This window comes from Ruegeria sp. AB5 (assembly GCF_056542645.1).
Genome location: NZ_JBQGAE010000002.1, coordinates 192,831 through 207,603 on the forward strand (window position 1 = coordinate 192,831; position 14,773 = coordinate 207,603).

A 14,773-nucleotide genomic window follows, 5' to 3' on the forward strand; every position below is an offset into this window, starting at 1 on the left:
GTGGCCATTTGGGGACAAATCCGCTGGTTCAAACAGGCTTGGGTATGTCAAACCGCAGGGATAGCAGGTTGCACCCATTCCGACGCTCATACCGTATCTCGTTGGTGAGTTGGTGAATAAGGTACCATCCAAACCCCCCCTCGGGCAGGTCCTGCACGTCTGTCTCAACGCTGGCCGGCACCCCATCCGGGGGTCGATATCCCGGCAATGGATGGCCCGTGTCGGATATCAGAATGTCCAGCCTGTCCCGGTCGAGCCTGCAAGAGATCTGGACCTTGGCGGGCTCAATTCCGGCATAGGCGTGCTCGACAACGTTGTTGATGGCTTCTGCCAAGGCGATCTTGACGTCACCAGCCTTGTCCGAGGGCAGGCCCCTGTGGGCGAGACTTGCACTCAGCCGAGCGATGCCAGCGCTGGCATCTGCCTCGCTTGCGGGAAAGCTCAGTTCCAGACAGGTTTCATCACTGCGCGGCGTCACACCCGTTTACTCCGGCCAGGGTTAATCTGTTGGCGCGGACAAGGCGTCGCCCAGGGACTCGAACAGACGAAAAACCGTGTCCATCCGTGTCAGTCGGAACACTTTTTCTACAACCGGCTGCAGTCCGGCAAGGTCCAGCCGACGCCCGTTTCCCAATTGTTTCATTGACGCGACGATGGCGCCCAGCCCGCTTGAATCGATAAACTGGACCCCTTCCAGATCGAGGATGATCCGGTCGGCATCGGGTTTGGTTTCGCGGCGCATGTCTTCCTTGAATTGGATGGCAATTGCTGCGTCTATCCGTTCGGAATGAACCGTGATGACCTGAGTCCTGTCGGTTACCGTGCTGGTCAGCCCCATGATTGACCGCCCTTTTTAGCTGTATTTGCGTCGTAGAAATACGCTAGACGGCAAATCTTACCATTCGGTATTCAGGATGCGAAAAAAGGAGGATACCGGGATGAAGAACGTTATAGTTGCAGGGGCAGCCCGTACGCCGATGGGGGGATTTCAGGGCATGTTCGATGGCGTCTCGGCTGCTGAACTTGGTGGCACCGCGATACGGGCAGCGATGCAGCAGGCAGGTGCCAATACCGTAGATGAAGTGTTGATGGGCTGTGTGCTTCCGGCGGGGCAAGGTCAGGCTCCGGCCCGGCAGGCCGGGTTCGCGGCGGGTTTGGGCCAAGAGGTGCCTGCGACAACGCTGAACAAAATGTGCGGATCGGGCATGAAGGCGGCGATGATCGCCTTTGACCAGATCGCCCTCGGGCAGACCGAAACCATGATTGCCGGCGGAATGGAAAGCATGACAAACGCGCCGTACCTGCTGCCCAAGATGCGCGGTGGTGCGCGTATAGGGCATGGGCAGGTCGTGGATCATATGTTTCTGGACGGTCTGGAAGACGCCTATGACAAAGGCCGTCTGATGGGAACTTTTGCCGAGGATTGTGCTGAAGCCTATCAGTTCACGCGCGAGGCGCAGGATGACTATGCGCTGCAATCACTTTCGAATGCCCTGGCAGCGCAGAACAGCGGCGCATTTGACGCCGAAATCTCTCCGGTCACGGTGCGCGGTCGGAAAGGTGATACGGTTCAGGATACAGACGAACAGCCCAAATCGGCGCGGCCCGACAAAATCCCGACCCTAAAGCCCGCCTTCCGCAAGGACGGCACGGTTACCGCAGCTAACGCGTCTTCGATCTCGGATGGTGCGGCGGCCTTGGTTCTGGCGTCTTCAGAGGCCGCCAAAGCGCAAGGCCTGACTGTCCGAGCACGCATTCTGGGCCATGCCAGCCATGCGCAGGCTCCGGGGCTCTTTACCACAGCACCGGTTCCCGCCGCGCAAAAACTGCTGGCCCGGATCGGCTGGCGCGTCGAGGATGTCGATCTTTGGGAAGTTAACGAAGCCTTCGCGGTCGTGCCCATGGCTTTCATGCATGAGATGGGCGTGCCGCGCGAAAAAGTGAACGTGAATGGCGGGGCATGTGCGCTTGGTCACCCGATCGGTGCATCGGGGGCGCGGATCATGGTGACGCTGTTGAACGCGTTGGAAAAGCGAAAACTCAAACGCGGTGTTGCGGCCATTTGTATCGGGGGCGGTGAAGGCACCGCCATTGCAATCGAACGCATTTGACGCGTGCATTTGCTTGAACTAGGCCGGGGTGACTCATGCCCAAGGCACACGAGGGGTTACATACCCCTCGCCATACCCAAAACGAGCGTACTATGACTGTGAACTACGAAACACTAGCAAAAACGATCGCGGCCCTGACCGAGGGCGAAACGGATCAGGTCGCTCTGATGGCGACGCTCGTGTGCGAGGTTCACCATTCCGATGATCGCTTTGACTGGACGGGCTTTTACCGGGTCACCGAACCGGGCCTGTTGAAAATCGGCCCGTATCAGGGCGGTCACGGATGTCTGGTTATCCCGTTCGAGCGCGGCGTCTGTGGCGCCGCAGCACGGACCGGTGAGGTTCAGTTGGTGCCCGACGTGGATGCCTTCCCCGGCCATATCGCTTGTGCGTCGTCGACACGATCAGAACTGGTCCTGCCGGTGCGGGATGGTTCCGGCAACATTATTGCGGTGTTTGACATCGACAGTGACCAGCCGGATGCTTTCAACGCAAAAGACGCCTCGGAATTGCAGGCAATCCTGAGACAGGTGTTTTCAGTCTAACCCTGTCGTTCGTGGTCATAGAAAGCGGAACCGCGATCTGTTTTTCAGACGGCACCCGGGTCGCTTGAACAAAGCGCCATGAAGACAGGTCGAAAGGCGCGAAACCGGTTTGTTTACGACGATGAAAAAATCCTTGGAAATTTCACGAAACTGAGGCATCGTGAAAAACAGGCGGAAAATTTCATAAGATTCGGAGCCCAAGCGTGAACAGCCAAGCCCCACAAAGTGCTACTCTGGGCGCAGATTTGCGCGCCTTGCGAAAGGCACGGGGGCTGACGCTGTCTGAGATCGCAGCGCGCCTGAACCGCTCGGTCGGATGGCTCAGTCAGGTTGAGCGGGACATGTCCGACCCCTCCATCTCGGATCTGCGCCAAATCTCGGAATGCCTGGGTGTGCCGATGTCGATGCTGTTTGCGCATTCGGCAGCACCGGTTGCAGAGCAGGGGTATGTCGTGCGCGCCGGATCACGCCGTCCGATGGGGTCGGGCGAGGAAGGTTTGATCGAGGAGCTGCTCTCGCCTGACCTGACCGACGATTTCGAAATGGTGCATTCGACGTTCGAGCCCCGATCGAACATGCAAAAGCCGGCCAACCGACCGACACAGGAAGTCGGGTACATGATCTCGGGCTACCTGGATCTGAGCATTGGGGCGCATCAGTTCACGGTTGGGCCGGGGGACAGTTTCCGCATCAAGCATGAACAATACCATTGGTCCAACCCCTATGATGAGCCCGCCGTGGCCATCTGGGTCATCGCGCCGCCGGTGTATTGATGAGCTTTGAGGCCTGGACCATATTCGCGCTGTTCTGGGTGGTCTTCGTCACCACCCCGGGGCCGAATGCTGTCAATTGCATTTCGAACGGTATGAGCCTGCCGGCGCCCAAGGCAATGCTGGGGGTATTGGCCATCCTGACGCAGGCCAGTGCGTTTCTGATCTTGTCAGCGCTGGGTCTCACGGCGCTGATTGCGGCCTCTCCGACCGGGTTCTTCATCGCCAAACTGGTAGGGGCGGGGTTCCTGATCTGGGTTGGCGTTCGCGGCTGGATGAACGCGACGAAACCGGCGCCTGCGTCCGAACGGCCTGCGCGGCATGTCTATCTGCATGCGCTGGCCGTCGCGACGATCAATCCCAAAAGCGTCGCCGGATACCTGGCGGCTTTTTCCCAATTCGTGCAGCCGGACGTACCGATCTGGCAGCAGATGGGTGTGATCATGCCCACCGCGCTTGTCATCACCACACTCAGCTACACCGGGTTCACCTTACTGGGTGCACTGATGGGCAAGGCCGCATTGGGGGCCGTATTCAACATTTGGGTCCGCCGTGTGATGGCGACCTGTTTCATCATCTATGGCGGGTTGCTGGGAGCCAGTTCCACGCCTGCAGCAAGGGGGTAATCACATGCATACCGGTTCCTGCCTGTGCGGCGCGGTCGCGTTTACAATCGACGGGGATCTGTCGCCGCCCTCGGCCTGCCATTGCAGCCAATGCCGCAAGCAATCGGGTCATGTCTGGGCCTCGACCTGGACCCAACAGGACAACCTGAGATTTTCGGCCAGCGACACCTTGCAGTGGTTTCGAGCCTCGGGCACGGCCCGTCGCGGATTTTGCAGCACCTGCGGTTCTTTTCTGTTCTGGCAGAACAATGACGAAGACACGATATCCATTTCCATGGGCGCGCTGAGCGAACCCACGGGCCTGACACTCTCACAGCACATCTTTGTCGCCGACAAGGGCGACTATTACGACATCACGGACGAACTGCCCCAACGGGCACAGTAACAAGGACCTAGACCAATGAGCGATTTTCCAACAAATGCCCGCGTGGTTATCATCGGTGGTGGTGTGGTGGGGACGTCCTCGCTGTATCATCTGGCCAAGAAAGGCTGGACCGACTGCGTTCTTCTGGAAAAGAACGAGTTGACCGCCGGATCGACATGGCATGCGGCGGGTAACGTGCCAACCTTCTCGAATTCTTGGGCGATCATGAACATGCAGCGCTATTCGACCGAGCTGTATTCGCGTTTGGCCGAAGAGGTCGACTATCCGATGAATTATCACGTCTCGGGGTCGATCCGTCTGGCGCACAGCAAAGAGCGGATGCAGGAATTCGAACACGCCATGTCGATGGGCCTGTACCAGGGCATCCCGATGGAGATGTGGACCCCGGAGCAGGCCAAGGAGCGTTACCCGTTCCTTGAAACCCATGACCTTGAGGGCGTGCTGTATGATCCAACCGATGGGGATATCGACCCGGCGCAGCTGACACAGGCCCTGGCCAAGGGTGCACGCGACATGGGCCAGAAAATCATCCGTTTCTGCCCGGCGACCGGTGTGACGCAGCACGATGACGGCACCTGGACCGTGCATACGGACAAAGGCGACATCAACTGTGATTACGTGGTCAATGCCGCCGGGTACTACGCGCAGCGCGTGGGTGAGTGGTTCAAACCCTTCGGCGGTCGCACCGTGCCCGCCATGGTCATGAGCCATCAGTACCTGCTGACAGATGAAGTGCCCGAAATCGAGGCCTGGTCGAAAGAGCATGGCGGCAAGCTGCCGCTGCTGCGCGACGTGGATATCTCATACTACCTGCGGCAGGAGAAGAACGGCTTCAATCTTGGGCCCTACGAGCCCAACTGCAAGGGCCATTGGATGACCGAAGATGACCCGATGCCCGAGGATTTCAGCTTCCAGCTTTGGAACGACGATCTGGACCGGATCGAGGATATTGTCACCGACGCGATGGAGCGGGTGCCGCTGATGGCGACCTCGGGCGTCGGGCGTGTCATCAACGGCCCGATCCCATATGCACCCGATGGCCTGCCGCTTATCGGCCCGATGCCCGGCGTGAAAAACGCGTTCGAGGCGCACACCTTTACCTTTGGCATTGCGCAGGGAGGTGGTGCCGGCAAGGTTCTTGCCGAATGGATCGTCGACGGCGCGACCGAATGGGATATGTGGGCTGTCGATCCGCGCCGCTATACCGACTACACGGATCAGGACTACTGCAACCAGAAAGGCATGGAGGTCTATGGCAACGAATACGCCATGCACTTCCCGCATCACGAATGGCCTGCCGCGCGCGACAAGAAAACCTCGCCCGTGCATGAGAAAGTCAAGGCGCTGGGCGGTGTCATGGGGGCCTATAACGGCTGGGAGCGGGCCAACTGGTTCGCCCAGCCAGGCGACGATACCTCACTTGAGGCCACGCATACCTGGGGTCGCTCTGGCCCGTGGGAGCAGCGGATCAAGGAAGAATGCGAGGCGGTGCGCGACCATTGTGGCGTGCTGGATTTGCCCGGCTTTTCGCGTTTCATGGTCAAGGGCGACGGTGCCGCCGAGGCCTTGCGCGGGTTGGTGACAGGTGGTTTGCCCAAGGTGGGCCGCATCAATCTTGTCTATGTCTCTGATGCTCGTGGTCGCATCCTGACCGAGATGTCCTGCCTGCGACTGGCCGAGGATGAGTTCGTCATGATCACCGCCGCAACGGCGCAGTGGCATGACCGCGATCTCTTGAAAAGCGTGATGCCCGTGGGTGTCAGTGTCGAGGATGTCACTACGACACGCGACACCCTGATCGTCACCGGCCCAAAATCGCGCGAGGTCCTGTCGGGTCTGACGGATGCTGATCTGTCACTGGGTTGGCTGACCCATCAAAGCGCCACCGTGGCCGGGCAGCCTGCCCACCTGATCCGTGTGTCTTTTGCCGGAGAACTGGGTTGGGAAGTCCATGCCTTGAACAAGGACATGCCTGCCATCTATGACGCGATCCTCGACGCAGGGGCCAAGCCTTTCGGGATGTATGCGCTGAATTCTCTGCGCATCGAAAAGGGATACCGCGCGTGGAAGGGTGATCTGAGCACCGACTACTCGCTGCTTGAAGGGGGGCTGGGACGTTTTGTCAAACTGGACAAACCACAAGACTTCCCGGGAAAAGCCGCCATCCTGAATGAAAAACAGCAAGGTGTGAAAAAGTCATTTGTCACCCTGACCGTTGAGGCCGGTGCCAGTGACGCGCCCTATATGTCTTGCATCTGGCAGGGAGATCAGATCGTGGGCGAGACGACCTCGGGTGCATGGGGTTATCGTGTCGGCAAATCCATCGCGCTGGGCATGATCAAGGCCGAACTGGCCAATCCCGGCACCGAACTCGAGGTCGAAATCTACGGCAAAAAATGCCGCGCTGTGGTAGAGCAGGATCAGCCGCTCTGGGATCCTGAGAACGAGCGGCTGCGCGCCTGACCTCTCACGGAGACTGCCATGAGCACTCGATACGCCAAATTGGGACCCGGTGAGGGTCCCAACTATGACTGGGAGAATGACCATACCTTCGTAAAGGTTTCAGGTCAGGATACGAACGGGGCGTATACCCTCATGGAGGACAACCTGAAGGCCAGCTTCGCGCTTGGCCTTCATCGCCATGACACTCATGCCGAGACCTTCTACTTCCTCGAAGGTGAGGTGGATTTCTATGTCGATGGCGATTGGCATCGCTGTATCGCGGGCACCACGATGCACGTGCCGCCCGGCGTCCCACATGCCTGCCGTACGGCAGGCGGCGGGCCGGCAAAAATGCTGATGATCTTCCAGCCATCAGGTTTTGATGAATTTTTGTCCGAGTTGGCGTTGATGAGCGAGGCCGATTTCGCCGACGAGGCCAAGATGACGGCCCTGAATGCACGGTATGACATTGTTCCGATGGGCCCTGTGCCGTCTCATCCCGATGATGCAACCTGAAAGACCCTTGCCATGACGACGCCAACAACGATGTCCGGTGTTTACCTGACCCATCACGGTGGCCCAGAAGCATTGGTATGGCGTCAGGACATCCCGGTTCCTCAACCCGGTCGGGGGCAGGTTCTGGTCCGGGTCGCCGCCGCGGGTGTCAACAATACTGATATCAATACACGGGTTGGATGGTATTCCTCGGACGTGACCAGTGCGACCGAAGACGTCGATCAGGACGTCGAGGCCGGGGGCTGGGGCGGGGCCTTGCAATTCCCACGCATTCAAGGTGGTGATCTGTGCGGCATTGTCGACGCTGTCGGAGTGGATGCCGGTTTCAAACCGGGTCAACGTGTCACCTGCCCGATCAACCTGCCGCGCCCAAGACCCGGTCATCCGCGCGGTTTCATCGCTTTGGGGTCCGAGATCGACGGGGCATTCGCGCAGTATTGCCTGGTTGAGGCGGATGACCTCTATGATGTGACTGGCTCACCCCTGACTGACATTGAAATCGCCGCTATCCCCTGCGCTTTCGGCACGGCCGAAAACCTTCTTACGCGGGCCGGAGTGACGTCGGGCCACAAGGTCCTGATCACAGGGGCATCGGGTGGTGTCGGCCTTGCCGCCGTACAACTGGCCCGATTGCGCGGGGCGTCTGTCTGGGGCGTGACCAGTGCCGCGAAAGCAGATGTGGTGAAATCTCAGGGTGCGGTCGAGACATTCGACCGCAACGCGCCCCTGCCTGCAGACATGTTTGATGTTGTGATTGACGTGGTTGGCGGCGCCGCGTGGGCAGGTCTCGTGCTGGCTTTGAAGCCCGGGGGTCACTACGCGGTTTCAGGGGCCATTGCCGGCCCGGTGGTCCAGGCCGATCTGCGCGACATCTACCTGCGCGATATCACCATCCACGGCTGCACGCATCAGTCGCCCGAGGTCTTTGGTCGTCTGGTCGAGTTGATGAATGCTGGTCGCATCAAACCTTTGATTTCCCGTACATACCCCTTAAAGGACATCGCCAGAGCGCAAGAGGATTTCCAATCCAAGGCGCTGCCTGGAAAACTGGTGCTGATCCCGTAAGGAGCTGGAAACATGGCCGACATCACCCTTCTGGATGGCTCGATCGGGCAAGAGCTGGTGAAACGCAGTGGCAAACGTCCGACACCGCTGTGGTCGACGCGGGTGATGATCGATCACCCGGAGCTGGTCCGGGATGTGCATGCCGAATATCTCCGGCGCGGTGCGACCGTCGCTACGACCAACACCTACGCTGTTCACCGCTCGCGTCTGTTACGCGAAGGGATCGAGAATCAGCTTGCACCGCTGGTTCAAACCGCCGTCGCACAGGCCAAGGCAGCGTGCGAGGGTATGGATGGGCGGGTGGCCGGATCGCTTGGCCCGCTATTGGCGACCTACAGGCCGGACCTTAAGCCCGATCCTGAAGATGCCGCCCGAAAATTCGCTGAACTGGTCGCGCTGATGGCCGAAGAAGTCGACTTGTTTCTGATCGAAACCGTGTCCTCGGTTCTGGAAGCCGAAGGCACCCTGCGGGGCACGGAAAACTGCGGCAAGCCTGTGTGGTTGGCTTTGTCTGTCATGGATGACGACGGCACCCGACTGCGCTCTGGCGAAGCATTGGAAGAGATCGCACCGCTGGTCGCGCGGTATCAACCACAAGCGCTGCTGATCAACTGCACCCGTCCCGAGGCCGTTCCGGCGGCGCTGGATATTCTGTCGGATATGGGCCTGCCCTTTGGCGCCTATGCCAATGGATTCACCCATATCGCCGAGGGCTTTTTGCAGGATGCCCCAACCGTTGATAGTCTGGAACAACGCCGTGATCTCGGACCCGACGCCTATGCCGACCACGCGATGGCTTGGGTGCAAAACGGCGCCACAATTGTCGGCGGATGCTGCGAGATCGGCCCGGACCATATTGAGGCACTGGCCCAAAGGTTAAAATCTGCCGGTCACACGATCGTCTGACCCGATTGAGAGGCTGAATGACACAGACACCAACATCAGCCAATTCGGGTGCGACCGTTCATTTCGATATCCTGCTGGCACCGGGATATGTCCTGCTGGAACTCGCGTCTTTGGTAGATGTTTTGCGCATCGCCAATCGGGTGTGCCCAACCCCCCGGTTCTCGTACAGCTATCGGTCGATCAGGGGCGGGGCCGTCGCCAGCAGTAGCGATGCGACGGTTGACACCGACAAACTCTCTTCCCAACCCAACGCGTCCTATCTGTTTGTCATAGGCAACTCGAACCCGGATCATCCTGACCTGTCCCTTGGACGCATCGTCTCGGACTATACCTATCGCGGTGCGCAGGTCTTTCTTCTGGCCGAGGCCGCCAGCCGGTACATCGACGAACAGGGCACAGCCGATTTGGCCACACACTGGGAAAACGCGTCTTTCCTGCGCGAACGTGGTGCGCGGTTCGAAGCCAAACTATCGATCGCGACCGAGCGTGGCGCAGTGGTGACCTGTGCAGGAATGGGCGCGACAACCGACATCGCGCTGGCCGTGATCGGACGCCATATCTCGGGCCCGACGCAGATGACCGTGGCAGATATCATGCTGCATGAGAACATTCGCGACTTTGCTTCGATGCAACCGTTTTCCGGCGCAAAAAACACGGCGACGGGGGATGCCAAACTGGATCAATGCATCAAACTGATGCAGGCCAATATCGAAGACCCTTTGCCGATTCACGAACTGGTAGATGCGCTGGGCCTGTCCAACCGGTCGCTTGAGCGTAAGTTCAAGGCGGTCTTCGGAACCACGCCCAACGGGTTTTACCGCGAAATGCGCCTGGCCAAGGCCAACAATCTGCTGCTCAACACCACGATGAGCGTGCGCGAAATCGGTCTGGCCTGTGGTTTTCCCAATGGGTTTTCGTCCGTGTACAAAAGTTTCTTCGGTGTCACACCCTTCGTCATGCGGCGCAAAAAAAGACAAGCGGCACAAAGATGATTTTTGCGGACGCGCTGACGTTTTTGATGGGTTCTGTGTCGATCTTTCGTGTCATGCAAAGAAGAATCTGACAAAGCGGAGTCATCACCATGGCTGATCTTCCCAGCAAGGCCCGAGTGGTCATCATCGGCGGCGGCGTCATCGGATGCTCGGTCGCCTATCATCTGACAAAGAAGGGCTGGAAAGATGTTGTGTTGCTGGAACGCAAGCAGCTGACCAGCGGCACCACATGGCACGCGGCGGGCCTGATCGCGCAGCTGCGGGCCACTGCGAACATGACCAAGCTGGCGAAATACTCTCAGGAGCTTTACGGCGCGCTTGAGGAAGAAACAGGCGTCGCCACCGGGTTCAAGCGCTGCGGGTCGATCACCGTGGCGCTGACCGAGGAGCGCAAAGAAGAGATCTATCGCCAGGCGGCCATGGCCCGTGCCTTTGGGGTTGAGGTCGAAGAGATCTCGAACGAGCGCGTTCAGGAACTCTATCCGCATCTGAACATCCAGGATGTCAAAGGCGCTGTATACTTGCCCTTGGACGGGCAGGGTGATCCGGCGAACATCGCGCAGGCGCTGGCCAAAGGCGCACGTCAACGCGGTGGCATCGTCAAGGAACGTGTGAAAGTCACCGATATTGTAAAGCAGGGCCGCAAAGTGACCGGCGTGGATTGGATCGCCGACGATGGAAGCGCCTCGGGCCACATCGAATGCGACATGGTGGTGAATTGCGCGGGTATGTGGGGTCACGCGATAGGCCGGATGGCTGGCGTGAACGTACCGCTGCACGCGTGCGAACACTTCTACATCGTGACCGAAAACATCGAAGGCATGACCCAGCTGCCTGTGCTGAGGGTGCCGGACGAGTATGCCTACTACAAAGAGGACGCAGGCAAAATCCTGTTGGGCGCGTTTGAACCGGAATCCAAACCCTGGGCAATGGACGGCATCCCCGAGTCCTTCGAGTTCGACCAATTGCAGGAAGATTTCGATCATTTCGAGCCGATCCTGGAAAAGGCGGTTGAACGTGTTCCGCTGTTGGCCGAGGCCGGTATTCACACCTTCTTCAACGGTCCGGAATCCTTTACGCCTGACGATGCTTACCATCTTGGCCTTGCGCCCGAGATGGACAATGTCTGGGTCGCGGCAGGGTTCAACTCGATTGGTATTCAATCGGCGGGAGGCGCCGGAATGGCGCTGGCCGAGTGGATGGATAGCGGTGAGAAGCCCTTTGATCTGGGCGATGTCGATATCAGCCGGATGCAGCCGTTCCAAGGCAACAAGCAGTACCTCTTTGAGCGTTCAAAAGAGACTCTGGGCCTGCTTTATGCGGACCACTACCCCTATCGCCAGAAAGCCACCGCGCGGGGGGTGCGCCGGACACCGTTCCATCATCACTTGCTGAAAAACGGCGCCGTTATGGGCGAACTCGCGGGCTGGGAACGCGCCAATTGGTTCGCCAATGATGGGCAGGAGCGCGAATACCAGTATAGCTGGAAGCGGCAGAACTGGTTCGAAAACTCGGCCGCGGAACATCGCGCGGTGCGCGAGAATGTGGGCATGTACGATATGTCTTCGTTCGGTAAAATCCGCGTCGAGGGGCCCGATGCCGAAAAGTTCATGAACTATATCGGCGGGGGCGACTATTCCGTGCCCGCCGGCAAGATCGTCTATACCCAATTTCTCAACCGCACTGGCGGGATCGAGGCCGATGTGACCGTCACCAGGCTGACCGAGACGGCCTATCTGGTCGTCACCCCGGCGGCGACCCGTCTGGCCGATCAGACCTGGATGATGCGGCATGCGGGTGGCTTCAATGTGGTGATCACCGATGTCACTGCTGGTGAAGGCGTCCTGGCGGTCATGGGCCCCAATTCACGCGCGTTGCTGGAAAAGGTTTCGCCCAACGATTTCTCGAACGCGATCAACCCATTCGGTACGGCGCAAGAGATCGAGATTGGCATGGGTCTCGCGCGGGTCCACCGCGTGACCTATGTGGGTGAGCTTGGATGGGAGGTCTATGTCTCATCCGACATGGCAGGTCACGTCTTCGAGACGCTGCATGAGGCCGGGCAGGATATGGGACTGAAACTCTGCGGCATGCACATGATGGACAGCTGCCGGATCGAAAAGGGCTTCCGCCACTTCGGCCATGACATCACCTGTGAGGATCATGTGGTCGATGCGGGGCTGGGGTTTGCCGTCAAAACCGACAAGGGCAGCGATTTCATCGGGCGCGAGGCTGTGATCGAGCGCAAGGAAAACGGCCCAAAGAACCGCCTTGTTCAATTCCGCCTGACCGATTCCGAACCGCTGTTGTTCCACAATGAACCGATTGTGCGGGACGGCGAATATGTCGGCTATCTCAGTTCGGGGAATTACGGTCATACTCTGGGCGGAGCCATCGGTTTGGGCTACGTGCCTTGCGAAGGTGAAAAAGCGGCGGACGTGCTGGCCTCGACCTATGAGATCGACGTCTGTGGCGTAAAGGTCCGGGCTGAGGCGTCTCTGAAGCCGATGTACGATCCGAAATCGGAACGTGTGAAAGTTTGAGGCCGGTTAGGGGGCTCAGCCCCCGCCGCCCGTACCGGGCGACACCCCCGGGATATTTATGGCCAGATGAAGAATGGATCCCCGGCTTCATCTGGCCATAAATATCCCGGAGCGCGAGGCAGAGCCTCGCTATTGGAACATCGCTTTCTACGCTACGCCGGTGTTGCACCTATCACAAATCGTTATGGGGAAGTTCACGGTTTTCAGAGTTTTCAAACGCTCGTGAACTGCCTTACACCGATCCGGTATCAACCGGAGACTGACCGTGGCAGACGTGCCCATGCCTTCTCAGAACGAGGACACGCCCAAAGGGATTGCGCTTGCGGTCACAGCGTATGTTCTTTGGGGGTTTCTTCCTCTGTACATGAAAGCGCTGGACCATATCGGGCCAGTGGAAATTGTCGCGCACCGTGTCATCTGGTCGGTGCCTTTTGCCGGGTTGTTGTTGGTGGCCCTGGGGCGTACGCGCGACTTGAAGGCGGCGCTTGGCAATCCCAAGATGCTGTGCATGGCAGCCGTTACGGCGGCGCTGATCTCGGTGAATTGGGCGATCTATGTCTGGGCGATCTCGACAGGTCATGCGCTGGATGCCGCTTTGGGTTACTACATCAATCCGCTGTTCAGCATTGCTTTGGGCGCGATTTTGTTACGAGAGCCGTTGACGCGAACCCAACTTGTGGCCGTTGGTCTGGCTGCGCTGGGTGTTTTGGTTCTTGTCCTCGAAGCCGGGCGCCTGCCATGGGCGGCTCTTGGACTGATGGTATCGTGGGGCTTTTACGCGTTTTTCAAGCGCTCTTTGCCCATCGGGCCCAATCAGGGATTTTTGCTTGAGGTTCTGATCCTGTTGATCCCGGCCTTGGTGTATGTGACCTGGCTGGGTGCGCAGGGCACCGGTCACTTCGGGGTGGTCGCCTCGGATACTCTGCTGCTGTCCTGCGCCGGAGTGGTAACTGCCGTTCCGCTTCTGGTCTATGCCAACGGGGCCAAACTGGTGCGGCTATCGACCATGGGTATTTTGCAGTACATTGCCCCGACCATGATCTTCATCACGGCAGTGATTGTGTTTGGGGAACAGACCGACCGGGGCCGCATGATTGCGTTCCCGCTGATCTGGGCTGCTTTGGTGGTGTACTCTGTACCGATGATCCGACGGTCGCGATCTCAGGCCTGAAGCAGCATCCGCGCAGCTTTCTCGGCCCAAACGGCATAGGTCTTGGGGCTGGGGTGATATCCGTCCGGTGCAGCCAGGGCCGGGTCGTCGGGTAAATCCAGCGTCAGGTGCCTAAGTTGCGGATGGGCGGCTGCAACCTGTTGCAAGCCGCGATCCAAACGGGCCGATTGACGGCCCAGAACCCATGCCAGGGGATGCGGTAAGGCCGGAAAGCGGTTCATCTGGGGCACTCCGGTGACCACCACTTTGCGCGCGCCAAAGTGTTTGGTCAGCAAATGTGCCAAACGGTTCTGGCGCTCGACGAATGTCTTCAACGTCACCCCCCGGGTTACATCGTTGACGCCCAATGCAGTGACCACGGCATCGAACTCGCCCTCGATCCGTTGCAAACGATCGAATGTATCCTGAGTCGTGCGCCCCGTTGCCGCCTCGAGCCGCCATTCGACCGAGTGATGCCGACCGAGTTGGCGCACCAGATGACCCGAAAGCGCCTGATCCTGAGTGCCCGCGCCCACTCCGGCGGCAGAACTGTCGCCCGCAATCAACAGGCGCAGACGCGGCCCTCGGCCGCTTCGCCCTTCGCGCGGCCCAACGGGTTCAGGTAGCATTTGGGCATTGCGGCGAACGGCCAGACCTTGCACAGCAAGAACCGGCAGCAAGGGCACGCGGAGAATCTGATCGGCTGCAATTGGGATTGGCAT

At 59.1% G+C, this 14,773-nt stretch carries 15 protein-coding genes; 12 read left to right on the plus strand and 3 right to left on the minus strand.

Annotated features, from left to right (window positions below):
- Positions 1-28 precede the first annotated feature (28 nt).
- Positions 29-478, minus strand: coding sequence for an ATP-binding protein (locus tag ACR0L4_RS06210; protein ID WP_480511423.1), 450 nt, complete (start codon positions 476-478; stop codon positions 29-31).
- Between the two features lie 21 nt (positions 479-499).
- Complete coding sequence (locus ACR0L4_RS06215) at positions 500-838, minus strand: anti-sigma factor antagonist (RefSeq protein WP_170750086.1); 339 nt, start codon at positions 836-838, stop codon at positions 500-502.
- 100 nt (positions 839-938) lie between these two features.
- Between ACR0L4_RS06215 and ACR0L4_RS06220 the strand changes: the two genes are divergently transcribed.
- From ACR0L4_RS06220 to rarD, 12 genes are all read left to right on the plus strand, one after another.
- Positions 939-2,111 (plus strand): acetyl-CoA C-acyltransferase, encoded by a 1,173-nt coding sequence (locus ACR0L4_RS06220; RefSeq protein ID WP_480511426.1) that lies wholly within the window; start codon positions 939-941, stop codon positions 2,109-2,111.
- Between the two features lie 92 nt (positions 2,112-2,203).
- Positions 2,204-2,656 (plus strand): GAF domain-containing protein, encoded by a 453-nt coding sequence (locus ACR0L4_RS06225; protein WP_170750084.1) that lies wholly within the window; start codon positions 2,204-2,206, stop codon positions 2,654-2,656.
- 203 nt (positions 2,657-2,859) lie between these two features.
- Entirely contained in the window at positions 2,860-3,429 is a 570-nt protein-coding gene (locus ACR0L4_RS06230) for a helix-turn-helix domain-containing protein (RefSeq protein WP_170750083.1), read from the plus strand.
- Complete coding sequence (locus tag ACR0L4_RS06235; protein WP_480511428.1) at positions 3,429-4,052, plus strand: LysE family translocator; 624 nt, start codon at positions 3,429-3,431, stop codon at positions 4,050-4,052. The genes ACR0L4_RS06230 and ACR0L4_RS06235 overlap by 1 nt, the downstream gene beginning before the upstream one ends.
- 4 nt (positions 4,053-4,056) lie before the next feature.
- The gene (locus ACR0L4_RS06240; RefSeq protein WP_170750081.1) at positions 4,057-4,437 is read left to right on the plus strand and encodes a GFA family protein; all 381 of its coding nucleotides are present in this window, start codon (positions 4,057-4,059) and stop codon (positions 4,435-4,437) included.
- Between the two features lie 15 nt (positions 4,438-4,452).
- Positions 4,453-6,900, plus strand: a complete 2,448-nt coding sequence (locus tag ACR0L4_RS06245) for a GcvT family protein (protein WP_480511430.1) — start codon at positions 4,453-4,455, stop codon at positions 6,898-6,900.
- Positions 6,901-6,918: 18 nt separating this feature from the next.
- Complete coding sequence (locus ACR0L4_RS06250) at positions 6,919-7,395, plus strand: cupin domain-containing protein (RefSeq protein ID WP_170750079.1); 477 nt, start codon at positions 6,919-6,921, stop codon at positions 7,393-7,395.
- 12 nt (positions 7,396-7,407) lie between these two features.
- Entirely contained in the window at positions 7,408-8,460 is a 1,053-nt protein-coding gene (locus ACR0L4_RS06255) for an alcohol dehydrogenase family protein (protein WP_170750078.1), read from the plus strand.
- Between the two features lie 12 nt (positions 8,461-8,472).
- Positions 8,473-9,366: a homocysteine S-methyltransferase family protein gene (locus ACR0L4_RS06260; protein ID WP_480511433.1), complete on the plus strand. Its 894-nt coding sequence runs from the start codon at positions 8,473-8,475 to the stop codon at positions 9,364-9,366.
- A gap of 17 nt (positions 9,367-9,383) precedes the next feature.
- Complete coding sequence (locus ACR0L4_RS06265) at positions 9,384-10,358, plus strand: GlxA family transcriptional regulator (protein ID WP_480511435.1); 975 nt, start codon at positions 9,384-9,386, stop codon at positions 10,356-10,358.
- A gap of 89 nt (positions 10,359-10,447) precedes the next feature.
- Positions 10,448-12,901 carry a GcvT family protein gene (locus tag ACR0L4_RS06270; RefSeq protein ID WP_480511437.1) on the plus strand — a complete coding sequence of 818 codons (2,454 nt, stop codon included), beginning with the start codon at positions 10,448-10,450 and terminating at the stop codon, positions 12,899-12,901.
- A gap of 280 nt (positions 12,902-13,181) precedes the next feature.
- Positions 13,182-14,072, plus strand: a complete 891-nt coding sequence (rarD, locus tag ACR0L4_RS06275) for an EamA family transporter RarD (protein ID WP_480511798.1) — start codon at positions 13,182-13,184, stop codon at positions 14,070-14,072.
- Here the strand turns inward: rarD and ACR0L4_RS06280 are convergent.
- A complete protein-coding gene (locus ACR0L4_RS06280; protein ID WP_480511800.1) occupies positions 14,063-14,773 on the minus strand; it encodes an SGNH/GDSL hydrolase family protein in 711 nt (236 codons plus the stop codon). The genes rarD and ACR0L4_RS06280 overlap by 10 nt on opposite strands.